The sequence below is a fragment of the Rhodococcus sp. DMU1 genome, from assembly GCF_012272955.1.
Lineage (GTDB): Bacteria > Actinomycetota > Actinomycetes > Mycobacteriales > Mycobacteriaceae > Rhodococcus > Rhodococcus aetherivorans.
In genome coordinates this window covers 199,149-224,240 of the sequence record NZ_CP050953.1, presented here as the reverse complement: position 1 = coordinate 224,240, position 25,092 = coordinate 199,149, and the positions used below count along the sequence as shown (strand labels likewise).

At 66.0% G+C, this 25,092-nt stretch carries 15 protein-coding genes and 4 pseudogenes; 5 read left to right on the top strand and 14 right to left on the bottom strand.

Annotated elements, in window-relative coordinates:
- Positions 1 to 27: 27 nt before the first annotated feature.
- The 7 genes from HFP48_RS29075 to HFP48_RS29045 all read right to left on the bottom strand — a co-directional run bounded on the left by HFP48_RS29075 (position 28) and on the right by HFP48_RS29045 (position 8,170).
- Positions 28 to 300 (bottom strand): hypothetical protein, encoded by a 273-nt coding sequence (locus tag HFP48_RS29075; RefSeq protein ID WP_168580832.1) that lies wholly within the window; start codon positions 298 to 300, stop codon positions 28 to 30.
- Positions 301 to 386: 86 nt separating this feature from the next.
- Positions 387 to 692, bottom strand: coding sequence for a hypothetical protein (locus HFP48_RS29070; RefSeq protein WP_168580831.1), 306 nt, complete (start codon positions 690 to 692; stop codon positions 387 to 389).
- A 37-nt stretch (positions 693 to 729) separates the two neighbouring features.
- Positions 730 to 4,119 (bottom strand): pyruvate carboxylase, encoded by a 3,390-nt coding sequence (locus tag HFP48_RS29065; RefSeq protein WP_168580830.1) that lies wholly within the window; start codon positions 4,117 to 4,119, stop codon positions 730 to 732.
- A 127-nt stretch (positions 4,120 to 4,246) separates the two neighbouring features.
- The gene (locus tag HFP48_RS29060; protein WP_246872616.1) at positions 4,247 to 4,741 is read right to left on the bottom strand and encodes a flavin reductase family protein; all 495 of its coding nucleotides are present in this window, start codon (positions 4,739 to 4,741) and stop codon (positions 4,247 to 4,249) included.
- Entirely contained in the window at positions 4,738 to 6,087 is a 1,350-nt protein-coding gene (gene ribB / locus HFP48_RS29055; protein ID WP_168580829.1) for a 3,4-dihydroxy-2-butanone-4-phosphate synthase, read from the bottom strand. Before ribB ends, HFP48_RS29060 begins: the two co-directional genes overlap by 4 nt.
- Positions 6,088 to 6,263: 176 nt before the next feature.
- Positions 6,264 to 6,953 carry an aldolase/citrate lyase family protein gene (locus tag HFP48_RS29050; protein ID WP_168580828.1) on the bottom strand — a complete coding sequence of 230 codons (690 nt, stop codon included), beginning with the start codon at positions 6,951 to 6,953 and terminating at the stop codon, positions 6,264 to 6,266.
- A gap of 68 nt (positions 6,954 to 7,021) precedes the next feature.
- Complete coding sequence (locus tag HFP48_RS29045; RefSeq protein ID WP_168580827.1) at positions 7,022 to 8,170, bottom strand: alcohol dehydrogenase catalytic domain-containing protein; 1,149 nt, start codon at positions 8,168 to 8,170, stop codon at positions 7,022 to 7,024.
- A 602-nt stretch (positions 8,171 to 8,772) separates the two neighbouring features.
- Here HFP48_RS29045 and HFP48_RS29040 point away from each other — a divergent pair.
- Positions 8,773 to 9,630, top strand: coding sequence for an NAD(P)-dependent oxidoreductase (locus HFP48_RS29040; RefSeq protein WP_168580826.1), 858 nt, complete (start codon positions 8,773 to 8,775; stop codon positions 9,628 to 9,630).
- Between the two features lie 202 nt (positions 9,631 to 9,832).
- Positions 9,833 to 10,311 (top strand): annotated as a pseudogene (locus HFP48_RS29035) (RNB domain-containing ribonuclease); the annotation flags it as partial.
- On the opposite strand, the pseudogene HFP48_RS29030 reads toward HFP48_RS29035, so the two are convergent.
- The 7 genes and pseudogenes from HFP48_RS29030 to HFP48_RS29000 all read right to left on the bottom strand — a co-directional run.
- A pseudogene (locus tag HFP48_RS29030) lies at positions 10,303 to 11,145 on the bottom strand (aldehyde dehydrogenase family protein); the annotation flags it as partial. The pseudogenes HFP48_RS29035 and HFP48_RS29030 overlap by 9 nt on opposite strands.
- A 314-nt stretch (positions 11,146 to 11,459) precedes the next feature.
- Positions 11,460 to 14,765, bottom strand: a complete 3,306-nt coding sequence (locus tag HFP48_RS29025; RefSeq protein WP_168580825.1) for a protein kinase — start codon at positions 14,763 to 14,765, stop codon at positions 11,460 to 11,462.
- A 268-nt stretch (positions 14,766 to 15,033) separates the two neighbouring features.
- A pseudogene (locus tag HFP48_RS29020) lies at positions 15,034 to 15,450 on the bottom strand (transposase); the annotation flags it as partial.
- Positions 15,451 to 15,454: 4 nt separating this feature from the next.
- Positions 15,455 to 15,767 (bottom strand): annotated as a pseudogene (locus tag HFP48_RS29015) (IS481 family transposase); the annotation flags it as partial.
- A 74-nt stretch (positions 15,768 to 15,841) separates the two neighbouring features.
- Positions 15,842 to 17,176, bottom strand: a complete 1,335-nt coding sequence (locus HFP48_RS29010; protein ID WP_168580824.1) for an NtaA/DmoA family FMN-dependent monooxygenase — start codon at positions 17,174 to 17,176, stop codon at positions 15,842 to 15,844.
- Between the two features lie 83 nt (positions 17,177 to 17,259).
- Complete coding sequence (locus HFP48_RS29005) at positions 17,260 to 17,850, bottom strand: TetR/AcrR family transcriptional regulator (RefSeq protein ID WP_246872615.1); 591 nt, start codon at positions 17,848 to 17,850, stop codon at positions 17,260 to 17,262.
- Between the two features lie 556 nt (positions 17,851 to 18,406).
- The gene (locus tag HFP48_RS29000) at positions 18,407 to 19,966 is read right to left on the bottom strand and encodes a helix-turn-helix domain-containing protein (protein WP_168580822.1); all 1,560 of its coding nucleotides are present in this window, start codon (positions 19,964 to 19,966) and stop codon (positions 18,407 to 18,409) included.
- A gap of 524 nt (positions 19,967 to 20,490) precedes the next feature.
- Here HFP48_RS29000 and HFP48_RS28995 point away from each other — a divergent pair.
- From HFP48_RS28995 to HFP48_RS28985, 3 genes are all read left to right on the top strand, one after another.
- Complete coding sequence (locus HFP48_RS28995) at positions 20,491 to 22,143, top strand: NAD(P)/FAD-dependent oxidoreductase (RefSeq protein WP_246872614.1); 1,653 nt, start codon at positions 20,491 to 20,493, stop codon at positions 22,141 to 22,143.
- A gap of 118 nt (positions 22,144 to 22,261) precedes the next feature.
- The gene (locus tag HFP48_RS28990; RefSeq protein WP_168580821.1) at positions 22,262 to 23,089 is read left to right on the top strand and encodes an alpha/beta hydrolase; all 828 of its coding nucleotides are present in this window, start codon (positions 22,262 to 22,264) and stop codon (positions 23,087 to 23,089) included.
- Between the two features lie 102 nt (positions 23,090 to 23,191).
- On the top strand, positions 23,192 to 24,850 hold the full coding sequence (locus tag HFP48_RS28985; protein WP_168580820.1) for an AMP-binding protein: 1,659 nt from the start codon (positions 23,192 to 23,194) through the stop codon (positions 24,848 to 24,850).
- Positions 24,851 to 25,092: the final 242 nt, after the last annotated feature.

Genomic DNA, 25,092 nt, shown 5'->3' with positions numbered 1-25,092 from the left:
TGCGGTGGATGCATATGGGACGAGCCGTCAACAGGTATTGCTGTTCTCCCCAGCGACCACATCCACTGTCGACATCGATACAATACTCAATCTTGCCATATAACACCAGCATTCACCGTGATCGTTGTCTTGCTGCATCACCTGTACATCGTGACCGGCCCCGGGTCGCCGATGTGGGAATACGCCGGCGGGCTGCAACCCTTCGGCTCGGGCTTGCTCAACCAGCTCCTTCAGTTGCGCATCGCTGACACTCGGCTGAACCGAGTTCGTCTCTGCCTTACGATCGATCACATCAGTCATGGTGGCGTATCTCCTTTCAGAGTTACACCGTTGTTCTTACAGTCCCACCCGGAGCGACGTCATTCGTGGGCCGCTGTTCGGATTCGTCATCGTTGACTCCTGGAGATCGTGCGCAGGTTGCGAGCCAACGTGACGCGATAGGCGGCCACGCGCTCCAGGCCTCCGCGACGTTCGTGGGGGACGCGGTTGAGGACGTTGGGCTCGGTCAGATCGAGCATCCGACGGTATGCAGTGGCCGGGGAGATGCCGAACTCCTCGAACACCGTCTGGGCCGATGGTCCGCCGAAGGGCAGCCAGCGTGCGAAGTGCTCGATGAGAGCGAGATCGTATCGTTCGAGCGCCGAAACCGGCTTCAGCTGACGCTGGTGTGGCGTTGATGATTCGCTGGGCATTGCAAAGCTCTTTCGCTTCGGTAGTGCGTTCGACACTTCAGCTCAGTTCGATAACGAGGTCGCCGGCTTCCACATGCGCGGTGGTGGTGATGGCGATACGTGCGATGGTGCCGCCCTTGGGGGTGGTGATGGCGGCTTCCATCTTCATGGCTTCGATGGTGGCGATGGTGGCGCCGGGTTCGACTTCGTCCCCGACGGCCACGGCGACGGTGACGACACCGGTGAAGGGGGCGGCGACGTGGTGATCGTTGCCGGGTTCGGCCTTTTCTGCGGCAGGAATCTCGACGCCGACGGCGCGGTCGCGGACCTGTACGGGCCGTAGCTGGCCGTTGAGGATGGCCATCACGGTGCGCATACCGCGGTCGTCGGGTTCACTGACCGCTTCGAGTCCGATGAGCAGGTCGACGCCGGGTTCGAGTTCGACGCGGTGTTCCTCGCCGTAGCGCAGCCCGTAAAAGAACTGGTTGGCGGAGAGTCGGGAGGTGTCGCCGTAGGTTTCGCGGTGCTGTTCGAACTCGCGTGTCGGTGCAGGGAACATCAACCGGTTCAACGTCTCCTGACGCGCCCGCCCGGGCTGTTGCAGGGCTTGTTCGTCAGCATCGGAGATCGCTGTGACCTCCGGTGCGGCCGCCCGGCCTTCGAGTGCCCTGGTGCGAAGTGGTTCGGGCCAGCCGCCAGCAGGGTCGCCGAGTTCGCCGCGTAGGAACCCGATGACCGAATCCGGGATGTCGTAGCCCGATGGATTCTCGGCGAACCCCGCCGCCGAGATCCCGCGGCCGACCAGAGCCAGGGCCAGGTCACCGACGACCTTCGAGGAGGGGGTGACCTTGATCAGGCGGCCGAGCATGCGGTCGGCGTCAGCGTAGGCCCGCTCGACGGCCTCGAACCGGTCACCGAGCCCGAGTGCGATGGCCTGCTGGCGCAGGTTCGACAGCTGTCCGCCGGGGATCTCGTGGGTGTAAACGCGCCCGGTGGGGGCTGGCAGGCCGGATTCGAACGGCGCGTACACCCTGCGCACCGCTTCCCAGTACGGTTCGAGATCGCACACCGCGGCGAGATCGAGTCCGGTGTCACGGTCGGTGTGCGCAGCTGCGGCCACGATCGCTGACAACGCCGGTTGTGAGGTGGTGCCGGAGAGCGCCGCCGAGGCCCCGTCGACGGCGTCGGCGCCGGCTTCCCACGCCGCAAGATAGGTGGCGAGTTGTCCGCCGGGGGTGTCGTGGGTGTGGACATGGATCGGGAGATCGAACTCACGACGCAACGCGGTGACGAGTTTCCTGGCGGCGGGGGCGCGGAGCAGCCCGGCCATGTCCTTGATCGCCAGCACGTGTGCGCCTGCGGAGACGATCTGCTCGGCAAGGCGCAAATAGTAGTCCAGGGTGTATAAGGTCTCGTCGGGGTCGGCGAGGTCGCCGGTGTAGGACATGGCGACCTCGGCGACCGCGGTGTTGGTCTCCCGTACCGCGTCGATCGCCGGGCGCATCGCCTCGATATTGTTCAGCGCGTCGAAGATCCGGAAGATGTCGATGCCGGTCGCAGCGGCCTCATCGACGAAGGCGGTGGTCACCGCCGTCGGATACGGGGTGTAACCGACGGTGTTGGCTCCGCGCAGCAACATCTGCAGGCAGATGTTCGGGATCGCTTCGCGCAATGCCGCCAGCCGCGCCCATGGATCTTCCTTGAGGAACCGCAACGCCACGTCGTAGGTGGCCCCACCCCAGCACTCCACCGACAACAACTCCGGCGTCGACGACGCGACATACGGTGCGACCGCCAGCAGGTCTGACGTGCGGATGCGGGTGGCCAGCAACGATTGATGCGCGTCGCGGAAGGTGGTGTCGGTGACTCCGAGTTGCGGACGCGCCCGCAGATCGGCGGCGAACCCCTCCGGACCGAGTGCGAGCAGTCGTTGCCGGGATCCGTCCGGCGGCGAAGCGAGCAGCGACGGGTCCAGGGTGGGCAGTTTGTCACGTGGATAGATGGCGGTCGGTCGCTCGCCGTGGGGCTGGTTGACCGTCACATCCGCCAGATAGGTGAGAATCTTCGTCCCACGGTCCGCCGATGTCCGCGCGGTCAACAGCTCGGGGCGTTGTTCGATGAACGACGTCGTGACCCGGCCGGCCCGGAAATCCGGGTCATCGAGGACTGCCTGCAGGAAAGGCACATTCGTCGCGACCCCACGGATCCTGAACTCAGCGACCGCGCGCCGCGCCCGCGCGATCGTCGTCGCGAAATCCCGGCCCCGGCACGTCAACTTCACCAACATCGAATCAAAATGAGCGCTGACGTCCGCGCCCAGTGTTGCGCCTCCGTCCAGACGGACCCCCGCCCCACCCGGGGTGCGGTATGCGGTGATACGGCCGGTGTCCGGGCGGAACCCGTTCGTCGGGTCCTCGGTGGTGATGCGGCACTGCAAGGCCGCCCCCCGGATCTGCAGCCGGTCCTGCGACAACCCGAGATCGGCCAGAGATTCGCCGGAGGCGATCCGCAACTGCGACTGGACCAGATCGACGTCGGTGATCTCCTCGGTCACCGTGTGCTCGACCTGGATCCGCGGATTCATCTCGATGAACACATGTTGCCCGCGCTCATCCAGCAGGAACTCGACGGTGCCCGCGCATGAATAGCCGATGTGGCGGGCGAAGGCGACTGCATCCGCGCAGATGCGCTCCCGCAGCTCCGGTGCCAAATTCGGTGCCGGCGCCAACTCGATCACCTTCTGGTGACGGCGCTGCACACTGCAATCACGTTCGAACAGATGAATCACGTCCCCGTGGGTGTCTGCCAGGATCTGCACCTCGATGTGGCGCGGATTGATCACCGCCTGCTCTAGGAACACCGTCGGATCACCGAACGCCGACTCCGCCTCACGCGACGCCGCATTGATTGCCTCGGTCAGGTCCTCGATCACCGCGACCCGACGCATCCCACGGCCACCACCACCGGCAACCGCCTTGACGAACACCGGAAACGACATCTGCTCGGCAGCGGCGACGAGTTCATCGACGTCGGCCGACGGCTTCGAGGACGTCAGGACCGGCAGACCTGCCTCACGCGCGGCCGCCACGGCTCGGGCCTTGTTGCCCGTCAGCTCCAACACCTCGGTCGATGGACCCACGAACGTGATCCCCGCCGCCGCACACGCCGCCGCCAGATCTGGGTTCTCCGACAAGAACCCGTAACCGGGATAGATCGCATCCGCGCCGGACCGCCGCGCCGCGTCGATGATCTCCTCCACCGACAGATACGCCCGCACCGGGTGCCCCGACACCCCGATCTGATACGACTCGTCCGCCTTCAATCGATGCGTGGAATTCCGGTCTTCATACGGGAATACCGCCACTGTGGCGGCTCCGAGCTCATATGCAGCGCGGAACGCGCGCACAGCGATCTCGCCGCGGTTGGCCACCAGGATCTTGTCGAACACGGGTTTTCCTCGTCTAGGTCGTGGCGGCCGCAGCTATCGCGTGTCGACTGCACAGGCATGGTCGTCCCGCCGTTTGACGGCGAAGGGCGAAGCGAACGCCAGGGGGATCGTCAGGATCGATTCCGGCTCAGCCGAGAGTCATCGCCGACGTGCGGCCCCGGTAGAACAGCAGCGGCGGGTGCTCGTCCTGCTGGGTGTGGATCACGCGGCCGACAACGATCTCGTGATCACCGCCGGGGTGGACCGCCTCGATGTCGCAGACCAGGCGAGCGATGGCGCCGCGCAGGGCTGGTAGCCCGTCCGGGAGGGATTCGAGCTCCACTCCGTCGAACTTCGGCCCACCTGAGCGGGAGAAGGCGGCGGCGAGCGTCTCCTGCTCGGCACCGAGGATGTTCACCGCGAAGCGGCCGCTCGTCCGGATGCCGGGCCAGGTGCTCGACGACAGCGCGGGGCAGAACAACACCAGGGGCGGGGTGAGCGACAGCGAGGTGAAGGAGTTGACCGCCATCCCGAGCGGGGCGCCACTGGCGTCGCGGCCGGTGACGACTGCGACCCCGGTGGCCCAACGGCCACACACGTCCCGCAGAATCTGTGGGTTCACAGTCGGTTGCACGTCGGTCATGCCGATTCCTTCCTCTCTGTGTGGCCCGCGGTGTCCGCGGACCCGAGTCCGCCGTCGTCCGCAGCGGTTATCTCCGTGAGCCGCCGCGCCGGGCGGGTCGGCGGGGGCGCGCAGACGCCCGGCTCCAGCTGGTGTCCGAGCCGCCGGGTCTTCGTCTCGAGATATGTGCGGTTGTCCACCCGGACGGGTGCGCGCAGCGGAACGAGTTGGGCAACGTCGATGCCGGCCCGTTCCAGCGCAGCCCGCTTGTCCGGGTTGTTGCTGAGCAGGCTGACCCGTCTGAGTTCGAGCATGTGCAGCATGTCGACTGCGGGGCCGTAGTCACGAGCGTCGACGGGATGCCCGAGCAGCACGTTCGCCTCGACGGTGTCGCAGCCGGTGTCCTGCAGGGCGTAGGCCTTGATCTTCTCGATCAGTCCGATACCGCGACCCTCGTGCCCGCGCACATACAGGACCGCACCGACGCCCGCAGCGCCGATCTCGGAGAGAGCCAGGTCCAGCTGGTCGCCGCAGTCGCAGCGCCACGACCCGAGCACGTCACCCGTCAGGCACTCGGAGTGCACACGGACCAGCGGCGCGTCGACGGCCGTGAGGTCGCCGAGAACGAGGGCCAAATGCTCGGTCCCTGCCGTGTCCCGATGAGCGACAGCCGAGAAGGTCCCGTAGCGCGTCGGAAGTCGCGCGCCGACGGGAGAGTCCAGTCGGTCTGCCGCGTCGAGATGGGCGACGAGCTCGGCAACTGTGATCAACGGGATGTCGAGTCGCTGGGCCAACCGCCTCAGGTAGGCCGCGTCGGCGGCGGCCCCTTCTTCGTCCAGGATCTCGCAGATGGCCGCCGCCGGTGTCAGACCGGACAGCCGGGCAAGCTCTACAGAGGCCTCGGTGTGCCCGCGCCGTGCGCGTACACCCCCGTCGACTGCGCGCAGCGGGAAGACATGGCCGGGCCGGCGCAGCTCCGCAGGTCGGGTGCCCGGGTCTGCGATCGCACGGACCGTGGTGGCCCGGTCGGCCGCCGAGATGCCGGTGCCGGTGGCCACGGAGTCGACGGACACGGTGAACGCCGTTCCGTGGGTGTCGCCGTTCGACTCGACCATCTGGGGCAGTTCCAACCGGTCGATGATGGAACCGGCAGCCGCTACGCAGACCAGACCGCGCCCCTGGGTGATCATCGTGTTGAGGTGGGCCGTGGTGGCGAACTCCGCTGCGACGACGAGATCGCCCTCGTTCTCGCGTGAGGCATCATCGACGATGATCACGAGCCCGCCGGCGGTGAACGCCCGGATCGCGTCGTCGACAGGGTTGCCCCTCGCGCTCGTGTGACCGACGTTTTCGGCAACGATGTCCATCTCTGGCCTCCTTGTTGGCGGCTGTCAGTACCCCGGCTGGTGGTCGAGGCCGATCTGTGGTGTGGAAGGTGAAAGTAGGTTTCCGTGGCGTCGTGCCGGGTCGCGCCGGCAGCAGCACTTTCCTACCGTCCCACCGGTACTCGTTGGTGGAGCAGCCAAGTGTGCCGCTCCACGTATTAGGTATTCGTCGGCCGGAACAGCGTCAGTCCCTCGACGGCCTTGCTCCGAATGTTGCCGACGTCTGATCCGATCGTCAGGAAGTCGGCTTCCTCATCGAGGCCGAACCCGGCGGGTGCTCCGATCCGCACGCCGGTCGGACGAATCGCGGACCGCACCCCGTTGAAAATCTCCCGGATCTGGTCCCGGTCGGTGTACATGTTCAGACCGAGATCCTGGGAGAGGTCCGCCGGGCCGAAGAAGAGATAATCGATGCCCTCGATGGCCGCGATCTTCGCGGCGCTCTCGACACCTGCCATCGTCTCCAGAAGTGGTATGAGCAGCACGTTCTGGTTGTGACGTGCGGCGCGCACCTCCCAGTCGACGGCAAGGAACTCGGCTCCGGGCGTCTGTGGGCACTTGCCGCGGCCGCCCGGCTCGTACCGGGTGGCCCCGACGAGGCGCTCGATCTGCGCGGCGTCCTCGGCCTTGGGGACGACGATCCCGTGTGCACCTGCGTCCAGCGCCTGCTGGATTGCCCCCGCCGTCGGTTCCAGAACGCGAATCAGCGGAACGGCTCTGCCCATCTCCACCGCACGGACATGATTCACCGCCGCCATGAGATCGATCATCCCGTGCTCTCGATCGATGATGACGAAGTCATAGCCCACTGACGAGAAGATCGCGCTGGTCGAGGGATCGTTCGTCATCACAAATGCACCCAGGGGCCGCAACCCGCGACTCACCACACTGTCGAAGCGCTCTCTTGCCGCAGTCCTCATGCCGGCCCACCTCCCGGGACCGCCCCCGCCAGGGACGGGACAAGGACGACCTTGATCGGTCGCTCGTCGGTGTTGAAGGATGCGACCTGGATCGCATGGGCGGCCTCGGAGAGGTCGAAGCGGTGAGTGATCAGCTCTCCGAGCTTCGTCCCTTCGTTCTTCATCTCGACGGCGAGCTTGAGAGCGGCCTCAACTGTGTGCGGATGGGACAGGGCGTGCATGATGGTCACTTCTTTGCGCAACAGAGCCATCCAATCCACCGGAGCGCTGGCCGACACCGAGACGTTCACGATGGTTCCCTGGTGACGCACCAGACGTGTGGCCAGTGCCTTGGCGGAGGTGGCGCCCGATGCCTCGATGACGTAATCCACCTCATCGAAGACCTCACGGACCTGGTCGAGAAGCCGGTCCTCGTCCCCGGGCACGAGTATCAGCGCAGCTTCGGCTCCGAGCCGGGTAGCCGCCGCAAGGCGCTCGGAGTCGTGCTCCACCCCGATCACGATCACTTTCGCACCGGCTCGGTGCGCGACGGCCGCACACGCGAGGCCCTGGGGACCCGGCCCCAGTACGGCAACACGGTCTCCTGCCCCGATGCCGGCGTAGTTGTTCCATCGCAGGCCGTTCGCCAGGACCGAACACCCAACCAGGGCCGACCCCAGGTCGAGCTCATCCGGCACGCGATATACCAGTGCAGCCTTGGGGACGAAGACGTGCGTGGCGTAGCCACCCCAGAGTCCGGGAGCCTTGCTCATCGAAATCTGGCCGTAACCCTCACGGTTGGGATTGTTTTCGCACAGGTAGTACTGGCCTCTGTCACACATCAGACAGCCGGCGCAGGGCCAACGCGCCTCGACGGTGACTCGGTCACCGACAGCTACGTCGCGTTCGGACGGCGAGCCGGTGGCCACCACGCGTCCGATGATCTCGTCGCCGAAGATCAAGGGTGCTCGTTTGTTGAGGTGATCGAACTCCCCACGGAACATGTGAAGCTCGGAACCGTCCACGCCGGCCATCTCGATTTCGACGAGTAGTTCGCCTGCTCCCAGTTCGGGCAAGGAAATCGTGTCGAGGTGGAAGACTTCTGGTCCCTTGTACACGACTGCGGTAGCCGCTCGGGAACCCCCGAGAGTCGATGTATCCGCCATGGACGCTCCTGACCTTCTAGGACTGCAAATATCAATGTCTCGATCATGGCCGTCCGGGCGACCGTCGGCGATGGACGAGCGTCGCGAGAAACGACCGATCCGGTGAACACGGGTCTGCAGTCCTGGGCGGTGGCCCCGTCCGAGGGATCTACCGGTTCACTGCCAATACCCTTGGAAGAACGGTCAGGGCATATGCGTCGGGTAAGCCGATGTCGGCCATGTGCCTACGGGAACAGCCCTACGGGGTTTTCTCACCGATGGTGACGAGGTGGGATTCGGGTTTTCGCCCGCCGCGGTCGGGCATCTGCTGCCGTGCGTCGAACATGATTTCTCGGTACGCTGCCACTGCGGTTTCGGTATGCTCGGCGAACGGCTGATTGAAGCTTTTGCAGGCTACACCCACGTCTGCGGCTCTATCTGTCGGGTGTTCGTACCCTGCGCACATCCAGAGACTCCTCCACACGAGTTTGCGTCTTCGCCTCGTTCTCAAGGTTTTACGAGCGAGGCGTCAACGCCGACGCCTTCGAGGGCGCTCGCCAGCACACTTGCGCCACACTGCAAGAATCACGTTTTCACCAAGCCACGAAGAGGACGGTCAGAATATGAGCGACGAAAAATACTCTGGCACAGCCGGTTACATCGGTCTCGGCAACATGGGCGGCGGAATCGCCACGCGCTTGTCACGCACTGGGGTGAGACAGGTTGTGTTCGACATCAACAGAGAGGCGGTCGACAAGTTGGTCGCTGAGGGCGCCAGCGCTGCGGGCTCCCTCGGTGAGCTCGCCGCCGCGTCAGACACGATCTTTGTCTGCGTGGATCCTGAGCACGTCGTCTTGAAGGTAGTAGAGCAGCTCGTCGAGTACCTGGCTCCCGGACAGTCTGTTGTCATCCAGTCCTCCGTGCCCCCGGCACTCCTGTTCGAGGTCGCGCGCTTGGTCGAGAATTCCGGTGCGACGCTGTATGACGCCCCGGTGAGCGGCAGCGTGGAAGACCGCCTCAATGGGACGTTGTCGGTATTGGTCGGAGCGACAGAAGAAACGGTCGGATCAGACAAAACGCTTTTGGAGACCATTGGTCGTCCGCTCTACTTCGGCACTCTCGGCGGCGGCGAGGTGGCGAAACTGTGCAACAACGCCATCATGACCACCACCCGCACGGTTGCGTCCGAGGTGATGAAGTTCGCCGCCGCCTATGGCTTGACCGAAGACAACGTGCGCGAGGCTGCAGCCATCAGCAGTGGAGGATCCTGGGTACTGGACAACTGGGACTACTTCAACCAGCGACTCTCCGCCGGGTTCACGTTGCGGATGTCCAGAAAGCAGGTCGAAGAGATCCTTGCGGCGGCCGATGAGAAGGGCGTTCGCCTGCGGATGCTGGAGTCCGTGCTGGAGCATGGCCTCGACATCGACAAGGACCGATTCTATCTGTTGACCGGTAAGGATCCCGACACCGTTCTCTGACTCCGTCGTCGCCACCGCCAAGACCGTCACCATCGTCGGCCGAGTAGTGACACCCCGCAGCGCTGACCGCACACCATTCCATTGGGACCTCACACGAGGATGCCACCCACGCCTGGGGGTTGGCCCGGCGTGTGCCGGCGACCCGCAGTGGACAGCAGCGGGTTATCGTCGACGACCTGTAGTGAACCAAGGGGGTATCGACATGGCATCACCGACTGCCACCGACATGGCGACGCTGCTGATTCTCGACTCCGCGTCTGCGCGGGACCGAGACGACGCCTTCGCGGTCACCCCGCTCCCCGGCGGCCGCGGGTGGGCGGTCGAGGTTCACATCGCCGGTGTCGCCGACGTCGTCGGCCTGGGGTCGGTCACCGACGAGCAGGCGTTCCTGCGAGCCGAGACCCGGTACCTGCGCGACCGCACCATCCCGATGCTCGGCGAGACGGCCGAACAGGCCGCCACCCTGACCACCGAAGCCGCACGGACCAGTGTGCGGGTCACCGGCACCCTCACCACCGACGGTCAGCTGGTCGACGTCACCGTCGCCCGCGGGCAATCCCCTCCGGAAGATGCGCGGCCATCGACCACGTCCAGGTGCCCGGCATCCTGATGGACCCGGAACATTCGCTCCATGTCCAGTTGGCCGCGGCGGATGCCGCCGCGCGAGTCTTGTTCGGCGCCTTCCTCGAGACCGAGATCGATGTACGAGGCGACCTTGTCGCGGTGCACACCGGTGACCAGCGGACCCATCTCGACCCCGGGCTCGGTGCCCGGGCCGACCTTGAGCTCGCCCAGGGCGGCGACAAGGCGTTCGCGCAGCGCGTTCGCGGTGTCCTCGCCGACCGGGACGGCGACGGAGATGGCCATGCAGCGCTCACCGGCGGAGCCGTACGCGGCGCCCATCAGGGCGGAGACGGCCTGGTCGAGGTCGGCGTCGGGCATGATCACCATGTGGTTCTTCGCGCCACCGAGCGCCTGGACCCGCTTGCCGTGGGCGGCGGCGGTGGTGTGGATGTACTCGGCGATCGGGGTGGAGCCGACGAAGCTGACAGCTTCGACCTGCTCGTGCGCGAGCAACGCGTCGACCTGCTCGTGCGCGAGCAGCGCGTCGACGGCGACCTTGTCGCCGTGCACGACGTTGAACACCCCGTCCGGCAGGCCGGCCTCGGTCAGCAGCTTGGCGAGTTCGACGGAGAGGGTGGGGACCTTCTCGGACGGCTTCATCACGAAGGTGTTGCCGCAGGCGAGGGTGACGGGGAACATCCACATCGGCACCATGGCCGGGAAGTTGAACGGGGAGATGCCGGCGACGACACCGAGCGGCTGGCGGAAGGTGACCCCGTCGACGGCGCGGCCGACGTTCTCGGAGAACTCGCCCTTGAGCATCTGCGGAATGCCACAGGAGAACTCGACGACCTCAAGCCCGCGGGTGACCTCCCCGCGGGCGTCGGAGAGCACCTTGCCGTGCTCGGCGGTGATGATCGCCGCGAGGCGATCGGCGTGCTGCTCGACCAGGGTGATGCGTGCGCGGGCGCTGTCGATGCCCTCTGCGTAAGGGCTGCGAGGCCGAGATCATGGCATTACGTAGTTGCTCACCGAATTGCTTGCTCGGGGTGAAGTTTTCGATCAGCACGCGTCGCGACTCGATGTCGACGAGCATTCTGTCGACCTGCACGATGTCGAGCTCTGATCCGCGAAGAAGCCGCAGTGTCGACTCTTCGGTGTTCATAGCGTTGGTCGCCAGAATTGAGCGGCCTGCGAACTCCTCCAGATCCAGCGACTGACGTCCTATCCTCAACTTTCCCTTCCTGGACCTTGATGGCCCATTGTCAAGGTGTCCACTCCAAAGGTGCAGCCTCTCCACCCTGTTCACTCGAAATCCACGCTGCTATCTGGGCACGAGAAGTGAATCCTAGCTTGGACATGAGGTGGCGGAGATGCCCCGCCGCGGTCCGTGGCGTGATTCCCAGATGGGCACCGACCTCCTTGTTCGACATTCCCATGGCGACCAATTCGGCGACCTCCCGCTCACGCCTGGTCGGTTCCCCGGCCTCGCCGGCATGGGAGCGCGGTGAGGGTAGGACCTGTTGACCCAGTGCGTAGGCGACGACTGCATCGAAACTGAGCGCGGTGCCGTCGCGGTGAGCTGCGGCGAAAGCATCGTCACTCATAAGGCTTCGAGTCGTGCGCTCCCACTCGTCCTGATAGACGGCCAGATCAGGTAAGAACACTGTCGGGCTCCCGACCGAACGGCTGAGCTGTTCTGCAGCCCCCATCAACACCACCGCGCGCTGCGCGTCGCGCTCGTCCGCAGCGATCCAGGCCAGCGCTTGGACGCACATGCCGGCATTCAACCGGTCGTTCACCCTCCGACTTGCCTCTAGTGCTCGCCCGAGAAATCGCTTCGCGCGCTCGAGATCACCGCGCCGCCAGACTGCGAGGGCCAACGACCACAACGTGTACGACCGGTACACCGTTTCGCCGTGCGCTTCGGTGATGGAGAGTACCCGCTCGTAGCAGTCGACGGCCCGCTCGGTATCATCGAGCAAGTGGTGGGTGATCCCCAGGACCTGGAGTGTAGCGACCTCGAACAGAAGATTCGGCTCTCCGCCGTACACCTGGAGGGCACGCTGGAGATGCGCACGTGCCTGGAGAAGGTTCCCCTGGAACAGCGCGAGGTATCCCTCGGCGAGGTCGCGGCGTGCGTGCGCCATCGGTTCGGTGGTCCGATCTGCGAGGGTGCGAGCTTGCTCGACCAGCGCAGTCGAGGCGGCCAGGTTGCCTTGCAGTCCGGCCATTAGACTGTCGGCGTAGATCGCCTTGGCCCGATCGACTGTGGGGTATCCGGGTCGGACGGCCAGTAACTGGTCGAGCCAGCGCCGTCCCTCACCAAGCAGCCCCTGGGAGATCCAGAATGGGAAGAGGGCAGAAGCCATCCGCAGCCCGACCTCGGGATCGTCCGCCGCACAGAACCCCAGGGCCTCACGCAGGTTCGGCAGCTCCCGCTTGAGCGTGGCAATCAACTCGAGCTGCCGGACACTGATCCAGTCGGCCTCCGCCGCGACCGCAAGCCGCTCATACCAGTGACGATATCGGCGGCACAACTCGAGATACTCGACGCTCTGTTGCGCCTTTTCCCGTCCGTAGTCCCGCACCGTCTCGAGCATCCGCAACCGCACCGCCGTATTGGAAGCCTCGCGGATCAGGATCGACTTGTCCATCAGCGACGAGATTGTGTCGAGCAGCTCGTCCGCGGGCAGGTCGCAGACGTGTGCGGCGGCGTCGAGGTCGAAGCTGCCGGCGAACACCGTCAGCTGGCTCCACACCCGTTGCTCAAGCGGGGTGCACAGCTCGTTGCTCCAGTCGATGCACGTGCGCAGCGTCTGCTGCCGTGACGGCGCGCCCCGGCTGCCGCGGGTCAGCAGCGCGAACCGGTCGTTCAGCCGCGCCAGGATCTGCTCGGGGGACATCGCCCGCAGCCGCGCCGCTGCCAACTCGACCGGCAATGGCAACCCGTCCAACCGCCGGCAGATCCGGGCCACGGTGGCCCTGTTGTCCGCGGTGAGGGCGAAGCCCGGCACCACCGCCGCGCCCCGCTCGACGAACAACGCCACCGCGTCGTTACCCGGCCACCCCGCCCCCAGTCGGTCGGGATCGGGGACCGGCAGCGGCGGGATCGGCAGTACTGCCTCCCCGCCGATTCCGAGCGGCTCGCGGCTGGTCGCCAGGATCCGCACCGCCGGGCAGACCCGCAACACCGATTCGGCGAGCGTGGCCACCGCCGCGATCACCTGTTCGCAATTGTCGAGCACCAGCAGCGCGCGGCGCGGGGCGAGGAAATCGACGAGCACCTCCAGAGGTGGCCTTGCCGACGCGTCCCGCAACCCGAGGGTGCCGGCCACCACCCGGGCGACCAGGGTCTCGTCGCGTAGTTCACCCAGCTCGACGAGCCATGCCCCGGCCGGGAACTCGTCTCGCGTGGTGGCGGCGACCCGCACCGCCAGCCGGGTCTTGCCCACCCCGCCGATCCCGGTCAACGTCACCAACCGGGAGGTCGACAGTCGCTTCTTCGTCTCGGCCAGTTCTGCGCGGCGGTCGACGAAACTGGTCAGCTCCAGGGGAAGAGCGCCCGTGCGACCCGAGGCCCCCACCGGTGCCGGCGATGCGTACCGGGCCGACGTGGGTTCCCTCGCGGCAGCCTCCCGGCTCGCCGACGGCGGCCCGTCTGGTTCGGCTGTGGTCTGCAGGGCCATCTCCGAGACCGGGAAGCCCTGACGGCGCTGAGCCTCACGCAGGTGCTGCCCCAGCTGCGCGGCGGACGGGCGGTGTGCCGGGTCACCGGACATCGCCCGTTCGATGAGCGCGCTCACGTCCTCGGGCACGCCGTGCTCGCGGGGGTCGGGCACCGGTTCGGCGGTGATCCGCAGGAACTGGGCCATCACCTGCTCGCCGCTGCGGCGCTCGAACGCGGCATGACCGGTGAGCGCGGTGAACAACGTCGCCCCGAGGCCGTAGACATCGGCCGCCGGGCTCGGCGCCTCGCCGGCGATGACCTCGGGCGCGGTATACGCCGGCGATCCGGTCACCACCCCGGTGGTGGTGACGAACCCTCCGGTGACGTGGGCGATGCCGAAATCGGTCAGTGCGGGCTCACCGTAGTCGGTGAGCAAAATGTTGCCGGGCTTGACGTCCCGATGCAGGATTCCGAGGTGATGCGCGGTGGCCAGGGCCCCGGCGATCTTCACCCCCAGCCGCAGTGCTTCCTCGAGCGGCAGCGGCCCGTGCCGGCGGATCCGTGCCTCCAGGGATCCCTGAGCGTGATAGGGCATCACCAGGAACGGTCGGCCGGTGTCGGTTATGTCCACGTGCAGGACGTTGACGATGTGCGGGTGCCCGGTCAGTCGGCCGGCCGCGCGCTGTTCCCGCAGAAACCGCGCCCGGTTCGGCTCGTCGAGATCGGCGGTGAGGACCTTCACCGCCACGGTCCGCTCCAGCGCCGTCTGCGTACAGCGGTAGACGACACCGAAACCACCCCGGCCGATCTCCCGGGCATCGTCGAACCCGGCCGCCGCCAATTCCGCCACGACCGAACCGACCGTCCCGCGTTGTGTCGCGAACGGATCGATCTCGGACATCACCTACACCGACTCGTCCGCTCCGAACGCAACCGAAGGCACCACAGCTCACCTCCCGATGATGTATCCCTCAGTATCGCCGAAAGTAGGACGCACGCGTGCCCGTAATCGACGAGGCATACCCTGATATCGCTCCGGCATGCCCCGTCGAAGACGAGAAACGGCAACTGTGCCACATCACGTTCTATGTACTGCGCCCGCAGTGGCTGAGAACGTGTCTCACGTGGGAGTTTCTTGAAGCAGATCAGCGCAGCCGCGTGGTGAAGGAATGCACCCGACACCGCTGGTGCCCGGCCCCGTGGAACGAGCTGCGCAGCACCGCGATTCGGCCAGCATGCTGGTCGCTGACCACCAGTCGGACGCCGGATAAGCGATGCTTTTCAGCGAAGCGAGGAAGCTACGCCAGAACACCTCGTCCTCACTGTCTCCCACATCGACGCCGAGGACCTCACGCGCACCGGTGGCGGTGATCCCGGTGGCGCCCACGACCGCCATCGAGGTCATCTGCGAGGGGGCGCCTGCGTACATGCGGGTAGGTCGCGTCGAGGTAGACGTAAGGAAACGAGGTGATCGAGCGGGCAGGTGCGAAATGCGTCGACGACCTCGTGGAGACCGGCGCAGACCCCGACACCTCGGACTTGGATATGCCCGACTCGATTCCCAGGGCCGCGATGAGGTCGTCCACGCGGGATCACGGCGTAGGCGACCCGAGAGTGGTCGTCGATGACGGTATGGACGTAGGCCTGCCTCAGGAGCGGGTCCCGGTACTTGTTGCGCGGCTTCTCCGGCGTCTTGGCGCGGTTCTTCTCGGCCTGGCGGCGGCCGACGTAGCGCCAGCCGCCCTCGGGGATGTTGCCGAACTTTTTCGCGTCGACGTGGATCATCGACCCCGAGCGGTCATGTTCTTAGCGTCGGATCGCTTCGCCCGTGGCCCGGCCCACGGGTAGGAGCCGATTAAGGCCCGGTGTCGACCAGGATGCGGTGGGCCCTCGATGGCGCGATCCTCGGCCTGCACCAGATCCAGGATGGACGGCGGGACGTTCACTGGTACGAGTGGGCCTTTTGGCGGCTGGTTGTCAGTTGTCGCTGGCCAGGCGAGGGTCGAGGCCGAGTTGCTCGGGCAGGCTGAGGTGATCGCGCAGGGTGGCGCCCAGGTAGTTGTCCGGCCGCAGGCCACGTCGTCGCAGGATCGGGACGACCTGGTCGACGAAGGCGTCGAGCCCGTCGTGCAGGTCATCGACGACGAGGGTGAAGCCGTCGCAGACGCCTGCCTGAATCCACTCCTGCATCCGGTCGGCGGCTTGTTCGGGGGTGCCGACCAGGCCGGAGAGGGCGTCGAGGACGCCGTGGGCGAGGATCTCGCGGGGTGACAGGCCCTGGCTGGCGAGCTCGACGGCCCGGGCCGCCTGTGGCACGCCGGGGCTCGGACGCAGACCCCTGACCTGGGAACTGGTGAGCGGCTTGTCGGCATCGGCCGGGTCCAGGCGGAGGCCGAGCACCGCGGACAGGTGCGCCAGGCGCCCCTCGAGGCCGGCCGCCTGCTCCAGGACCATGCGCCGTTCCACGGCCTCCTGCTCGGTGGCGCCAAGACCGAAGGTGACGAAGGCCAAGAACTTCACCTCGTCCGCGGTTCGCCCCGCGGCTTCGGCGAGGGAACGGATCATGTCGCGTTGGGCCCGGCTCTCCTCGATGGTCGACGGCATCGCGATGATGCCGTTGGCGTACATGCCTGCAGCCTGCAGCCCCAGTCCGCTGGCCGACGGCATGAAGATCACCGGCTGGCCCTGCTCGGACGGCGGGATCTGGAGCGGTCCGCGGGCACCGACCCGACGTCCCTGCAGGTTGACCGGACGGATGTGGCTGGGATCGGCGAATCGCCCGGCAGTCTGGTCGGGCTGGCCGGCCTCGCGTTCCCAGCTTCCCCACAGGGCCTGAGTGATCTGGACGACCTCGTGGAGGCGTTCGTACTTCTCGTCGCGTTGCGGCACCTGGCGTCCGTAGTTCGCGAAGGCCTCCGGTTCGTAGCTGGGAATCGCATTCCACCCGGCACGCCCATGGCTCATCAGGTCGAGGGCCCGGAGCTGACGCGCCAGCGTGTACGGCTCGTTGAAGGCGGTGGAGGAGGAGGCGACCAGGCCGATCCGTCGGGTGGCGTGGGCGACGGCCGCGAGCACCATCAGCGGCTCCATCGAGAAAATCGGGGGCCGTACGAGAAGGTCCCCCTGCAGGAAGACCCGGTCGGGGTAGAAGGCGTAATCGAGCCCGCCGCGCTCGGCGGTCTGCGCCGCTCGCACCTGGACCTCTACATCGGTGTAGGCATTGGGGTTGGTATGCGGCATCCGCCACGCGCCGGGGTGCGCGCCGTAGCTGTCCCCCAGGGCCACTCCCAGCAACATCGCGTCGCCACCCATGATCGCCCTCCTTCTATCGCGAGTGGAATGACCACAAGCGGAGAGGCCATCCGTTTAGAGGATACGGAGATGCTATCCACTTATCAAACAGGAGCCGTCCCCCGACCCGGCGACGCCCACCCTTCCCGCGCCATGCGATGGAGGCCGTCCGCCTCGGCGCCGCCACGAACACCGGCCGCCGTGGCCACCCAGGCGAGCCCGAGCGTGGCACGGTAGAACTCGCGCCCCGTGACGAAGTCCTTCACGACACCCGCCGCCTTCGCCTCTTGGACGATCTCCTCGGTCCAGCCGATCACCACGTCGCAGCCGACGGTCAGCGCGCCCGACCCGCCGTCTAGAGCCTCGCGCAGGGGCTCCGGGAGCCCGGCATAGCTCGTCATCCAGCGCCGTAGCTCATGCGACCAGCGCTCCAGCTTCTCCTCGACGCGGAGATCCGAGTCCCGTAGGGAGACGAAGTTCTGCTCGAGCGCACCCATCTCGGCGTCCAGCAGCTCGGCTACCAGCGCCTCACGCCCCGGGAAGTGCCGGTAGAGCGTCCCGGCGCCGACGCCGGCCCGCTTGGCCACGCTGTCGAGCGAGACTTCCAGCCCCTGCTCGGCGAAGCACTGCCTGGCCACGGCCAGGATCTTCTCCTTGTTGCGCGCAGCATCCGCACGCACCGCACCCTTGGCCACAATCCATCCCCTTCGGTGACCGAACGACGTTAACAATCGGAGGCAGTCTCCATATCATCAAGCGGAGAACTTCTCCGATCTGAGCCAGCCTACGCCACGGAAGCCGATGCCCGCCCTGCTACCCATCCCCCTGCGGGAGACCTTCGCCGCCTGAGCCACCGGCATGGCGCTGGTCTTGGCGGCGTAGTGCGTCCACGGGGCGATCCGCACACCGGCCCGGCTCAGGACCCGGCAGATCGGCCTGACCTCGTAATCGGTTTATGGGCGTCGATGTAGACGGGCGATCACTTGAGTTTGCGACCCCGCTCCGCTGCCGCGAAAACGCCGATGCCGTTGTCAGGATCTCGTTGGCACGACGCGGTTCTCGGTTTCACGTTCGAGTTCGGCGATGCGTCTCGCCTGTCGGTGGTGGTGCCCGGCCGGACGCCACCGTCGATCTCGGCCTTGGAAGAGACGTTCATAATGCACCCGCGCCAAATGTCTCGTCCTTTCCCGCTCACAGAAGACAGTTGTTCATTCCCGAAGACGCGCGGCAGCTCCCTCGTCACAACATTTTTCAGTCACAATCGCCGTTGATGCCCAGAGCCCGCATCTTGCGATAGAGCGTCGAGCGCGCGACACCCAGCCGCTCGGCGGCCGCGAGTTTGTTTCCGCGCGAGTCGGCGAGCGCCGCCAGGATCGTCTCTCGCTCCGAGCGCTGCAGCGTCGGAAGTGGCGCTCCCACGGCTCGACGATATTCGGGCGGAAGGTCGGTGAGCCCGATGTCTCCGCCGAGAGAACGTAGCCGAGCCGATTCGAGCACAGCGCCGAGTTCGCGGATGTTGCCAGGCCAGGCCAGGCTGCGGAGCGCCTGCAGGGCGGCGGGCTGAATGCGTGGCGGTGGGCCGCTGTCCGGTGTGCGAAGCAGCGCAGTGGCGATGTCGGGGATGTCCTCGGGACGCTGTCGCAACGGAGGAACGTCGACCCGTGCCCCGAAATGGTCCATCAGGCGAGCAGCGTGATTACCGAGATCGGCGGTGTTGGCGGTGGCCACCACACGCGCGGCGCGCGGACTTCTCAAGAGGGCCGAGAGAAGGGCAACATGGCTTGGAGGCAGAACTTCGAGGTGCCGGATGACAACCGGTTTCGACCCTTCGAACGCGCGGCGGACCTGCATCGCCCAGTCCTGATCGACCGCGGCAAGCGCAGCCTCGAAGACGACCGCGTCATCACCCCCGACGCGGGTCGCCAGTCGGCTCTTCCCTGTCCCCGCTTCACCGGTGAGTAGGACGTCGCGTGCGGAGCGCGCTGCGGCGGTGACGTCGCTGAGCGCTCGACGCCATGTCGCACTGTGCCCGGGCAGGTCGGGGTCGGACACCGGAGCGGCCGGCTTACGGTGTGGTGATCCCGAGTTGCGTCGCCGAAGCTCGACGAGCACTCCAGCGGCACCCCCACGTCCCTCACCAACCGTCCTGCCCTTCGCCTGGACGACGTCTCCGCCATGTAGCTGCACTTCACCTGTGAACTCGCCGCGCTGAGCCTTCGACGCTGTGGCCCATTCCCATAGAAGGACGTGGTCCCTGGAATCGAGGAGCGTAGCCGCCGCAGTGTTGGTGATCAGAAAGTCCTGGTTGAGGCTGACAACTGCGCCCGACGTACGGCGTGAAGCTCTGAGGAACTCCTCGAGGAGCATGCGCTCCTGCAGCGACGCCCCTTCGTACATGCGCGCCTCAATGTCGTGCGCTGCCGTGAGCACGAGTGGGATCATCATGCCGTTGGAGTCCTGGTAGGAGCACGAGACATTGAGCACTCCCACGAGCTTCCGCGTCAGCGGATGACGCAAGGGCGCCCCCACACAGGTGAAGTTCTGGAAGTTGTCCCGGTAATGCTCCGCCCCGGCGATGGCGACGGGGGCTGAAGTCTCGATGACGCTACCGATGCTGTTGGTGCCGATGTGTTCCTCGCTGTAGATGGAGCCTGGCACACAGAACACCTCGTCGAGGTAGCGCGAATACGCAGGGTCGGCGGCCCGCCGGTCGAGTATGCGCGCCTCGGAATCGGCGAGAATGACGGCAGTCCCACTCGGGAGCTGGTCTGCGAGCCGGTCGATGACAGGCGCGGCCGCTGCGATGAGCATTTGACTAGCCCCGTCGAGGTGCGGCGAGAACGGCACCTCTATTCCATTCGGAGTTACCCCGGACAAGCGCGATCGACGCCACGACGCCACGATCTCGGGGCGAATGTCGACAACCGACTGATCACCGAATAGAAAGTCCTCGCGTGCGCTGCGGACGACCTGCTCCCGACGTTCAAGTATCAATTGATAACTCCGCATTATGATGTGTGACTTGAACCGCTGCGACTCGGCGGTGTGACGCAAGTCAACCTCACCGCACTGCAACATAAGTGTCCCATATCGCTACACCGCACGCGGCGAGTGTCGCGGGCTGTCGCGTAGTCGGACAGTCTCAGCGACCACCGTTGAAGCACGATTCCAGTCATAGCCGCCACCACATACGCAGTTCTTGCGGGACGACCGACCTACCACACCGGCAGGGACAGGACGGCAGTGGCAGTAGCCGGGATCGGACGACGAGGCCCGGTTCTGTGGGGCGTGCCGTTTAACGCAGCACATGCAGTGGAAATCAGGAGGAGTTCGAAGTGACAAACGCAGAGATGTCCGCGGCAGAGCCGAAGGCCGGGGCCGGAGTGGACGTCGAGGCCATCATCATCGGCGCGGGATTCAGTGGTCTTCGCTCTATGCACGAGCTTCGGTCGCGGGGAATCTCCACCAAGATCCTCGAGAAGGGCACCGACGTCGGCGGTACCTGGTACTGGAACCGCTACCCGGGGATCCGTACCGATAGCGAAGCTTGGGTGTACTGCTACTCGTTCGACAAGGATCTCGCGCAGGAGTGGGACTGGAAGGAGCGCTTTCCCACCCAGGCCGAGGTCCAGGCCTACCTCGGTCACGTCGCGGACCGCCACGACATGCGTAAGGACATCGAGTTCGGTGTGACTGTGGAGTCCGCGGTCTTCGACGAGGACTCGCAGCTGTGGACTCTGACGACGGATACGGGCAAGACGTACACCTCCCGCTATGTCGTGGCGGCTTCGGGACAGCTGGGCGTCCCCCACTTTCCTTTCGAGGGGGTCGAGAACTTCCAGGGGCAGGCCTACCACTCCTCACTTTGGCCGAACGAGCCGGTGGACTTCAGCGGCAAGCGAGTCGCGGTCATCGGCACCGGAGCCACCGGCATCCAGATCATTCCGATCGTGGCCCAGGAAGCCGAGAGTCTCACCGTCTTCCAGCGGACGCCGAACTACGTCATGCCTGCCCGCAATTACACCCTCACCGACGCGCACCGGAACGCGATCAAGCGTGACTACGACCATGTCTGGGAGATGGTCAGGGCGCAGCCGTTCGCGATGGCGTTCGACCCGGTCAACCGGGAGCTGGGCGACATCGAGCCCGCGACTCGCGAGCAGGTGCTAGACGCCGGGTGGGAGGCGGGCGGGTTCCGCTATCTGTTCGAGACCTTCGACGACATCATGGGCAATCAGGAGTGCAACGATCTGGCATCGGAGTTCGTGCGAAAGAAGATCCGTGCGATCGTCAAGGACCCGAAGACGGCTGAGATGCTCTGCCCGACCGACCATCCGATCGGTGGCAAGCGGGTGCCCTTCGGGCACTTCTACTACGAGACGTTCAACCGTGACAACGTCACCCTGGTCGACGTCAAGGCGAACCCCGTCGAGCGGTTCACCGAGAAGGGCCTGAAGACGGCGGACGGCGAACTCGAATTCGACGTGATCATCGTCGCCACCGGATTCGACGCGGTCAGTGGAGCGCTGACCCACATGAACGTCCAAGGCCGCGACGGGCAGACGATCAAGGGCCGCTGGGCCGACGGCGCGGAGAGCTTCATGGGGATGATGGTCGATGGTTTCCCCAACTTCTTCACCATCCTCGGCCCACAGGGGCCCTTTTCCAATAACCCGCCGGTCATCGAGCACCAGGCCGAGTGGATCGGGAAGGTCATCACGCACTGCGAGCAGGAGGGCAAGCTCGCGGAGGTGTCCCGCCAGACGGTGAACGACTGGTTCCGCGTCACGCAGGAAGCCTTCGACTCGACGGTCCTCGGCAAGGGCGAAGAGGCGAACAGCTGGTATCTCGGCGCCAACATCCCGGGCAAGGCCCACAAGATCCTCTACTGGTTCGGTGGAGTGCCTGCCTACGTCGACCTGCTCGAGGAGGCGGAGCGCCGGGGTTTCGATCTCGTCGACGCCCGGTCAGCCGCAACGGTCGGCTGAGCCGAACGCACCCGACCGGTCCGTTATCGGACCGGTCGGCACCCGGGCCTTCACGTCCCGGGCACCTCGCGTCACCTCGATCTTCAGCACGACCGAAAAACGATGAATGGAGAAAGTCATGGCGTTCCTCGACGTCGAGCAGGGTAAGCGCGTCTACTATGAGCACTTCCGCGGAGACAACACCCCTGTGGTGTTGGTGCACTGTTGGGGTGGGACAACCCGCCTGTGGAACACCGTTGTCAGTGCCCTGCTGGGGGCAGGACACGAGGTCCTGACCCTCGATCACCGCGGGTGCGGGGAGTCCGACAAGGACTTCACCGACGCTTCGATCGGCGCCATCGCGTCCGATGTGGTGACGCTGGTCGAGAAGTGCGGTCTCGTCAAACCCATCCTCAATGGCTGGTCGCTCGGCGGCGCAGTGGTCATGGAGGCCGCGTCCCGTCTGGGTGACAACGTCGGCGGTGTCGTACTGACCGGTGCGGCGACGCCGCGCTTCACCCCGACCCAGGATTGGCCCTATGGCAACGACCGTCAGGGCAGCGAAGACTCTCTCGCCCTGATGGCGCAGGATCGTGCAGCCGCGATGAAGGCGATTGCCGACGCCTGCTTCGCCAAGCCTGTGTCGGCAGATCTCTCCCAGTGGGCGTGGAGCCAGTTCACCCAGAACGGGCCCCGCGCCGACCAGAGCCTGCGAGAGCTGATCGACATCGACCAACGCGATCTGGCCCGCCAGCTCGACCACCCCGTACTCGTGATTGCTGGGGACCAGGACGCATTCATACCCTTCGACGGCGTCGAGGCGTCGATCGGGCTGTTCAAGGATGCCCGACTGTTCACGATGTCGGGATGCGGACACGCCCCGCACATGGAGGAACCCGCCACCTACAACGCCGAGTTGCTGTCGTACCTGCAGAAGGTCGGCGGACGGACATCCGTGTCCGCCTGACATTCACCGGTGGTATCCGAGCAGCCGATGCGGCTCGGATACCACCGGCTCTGTCGTCCGCCCCGACGAAAACTCCAACCGACGATCGATGAGGAACCCGACATGGTCATCCGAGTAACGACGCTCGGCGATTTGGTAGACGAGCAGGCACGGCGCTCCGACGCCACCGCCCTGATCATGCCCGACGCTCGCTTCACGTATCCGGAGCTCGCTTCGCGCATCGACCACGTTGCCGCATGCCTGCTCGCCCTCGGCGTCGACGGCCAGGGCACGGTCGGGATCCTGATGCCGAACACCTCCGACTACGTCACCGCGCTACTCGCCACCGCCAAGCTCGGCGCCGTGTGCGTGCCGATCAACAGCCGATTCAAGGCGCACGAGCTCTCCTATGTGATCGAACATGCCGACATCGACGTGCTCCTCGTCGCATCGGACCCCGATGGCACGGACTATGCCGAGCTGATCAGCACGGTGCTGCCCGACCTCGCGGTCGGCGAGCCCGGAATGTTGCACCTCGAGGCCGCCCCGCGGCTTCGAGCGGTGGTGAATCTGTCGGGCACGGCACCGGGGATGCTCGACCGCGCCACCTTCGAGGCCGGCGCCGCGACCGTCGACCGGTCTCGCATCGAGACCCTGCGACAGCGGGTCCGGGTCCGCGACATCGCTCTGTTGATGTACACCTCGGGCACGACCGCCTATCCCAAAGGCTGCCTGCTGACCCACGAGGCGCTGGCCCGGCACGCCGAGAACGTCGCCCGCACCCGGTTCCTGCTCACCCCCTCCGACTCCTTCTGGAACCCGCTCCCGCTGTTCCACTGCGGCGGCATCCTGCCGATGCTCAGCTGCTTCTCCGTCGGAGCGACCTTCTGTCATGCCGGTCACTTCGAGCCCGGTGCCGCCCTGCGCATGATCGCGGAGGAACGCTGCACGGTGCTCAATCCGATCTTCGAGACCATCTGGCACGCGGTCCTCGACCACCCCGACTTTCCCGTCACCGATCTGAGCGCGGTCCGCCTCGTCCAGAACATCGCCACGCCGGAGCGCATCACGCAGTTCGAGCAGGCAATGCCGCAGGCTCGCCAGGTGACGTGCTACGGCTCCACCGAGTGCGGCCCCCACCTCGTCATGCCCCTGCCCGACGACCCACCGGAGATCCGGCTGCGGACATTGGGTCGGCCGGTCGACGGAATGGAGGTCAAGATCGTCGATCCGGAGACCGGTCAGGACGCCGGCGTGGACGAGATGGGTGAGCTGTGCATTCGCGGCTACTCGACGTTCGAGGGCTACTACAAGGACCCCGCCGGCACTGCCGCCGCCATCGACGCCGACGGCTGGTTCCATTCCGGGGACCGCGCCATGATGACCGCGGACGGCAACGTCGTCTTCGGCGGCCGGATCAAGGACATGCTCAAGGTCGGCGGCGAGAACGTCGCGGCAGTCGAGATCGAGGACTACCTCGCCCAGCACCCGGCAGTCGCGCACGTCCAGGTGGTCGCCGCGCCGGACGCGCGCTACCAGGAGGTCCCCGCCGCGTACGTCCAGCTCGCCCCCGGCGCCTCGCTGACCCTCGACGAGCTCATCGACTTCTGCCGTGGCGCGATCAGCTCGTTCAAGATCCCGCGGTATCTGCGTATCGTCACAGAATGGCCGATGTCCGGAACCAAGATCAGGAAAGTGGATCTGCGTGAATGGATCACAGCCGACCTTGCCCGAGCCGGTGTGACCGAGGCGCCGCGACTCGACGAGCGCGTGGGCCGATAAGACGCCTTGCCCGTGCGGTACTCCGGTTCTAAACTGGCTCCGGGGCAAAGCGCTTTGTTCGCACCTGGCGCATCGGCACCCCCGAGAAGGCGCCACTCATCATCGACGAGTCGGGTGGTTCACCCTTCCCTCTTCGATGCTCGCCTGGCTGCCGAAGTTCAAGTGTTGAGGTGAGGATGACGAGTACCTTCCCGAGTTCGACCAGCCCGCTGAACCCACCGGACGAACCGGTGTCGGAGAAG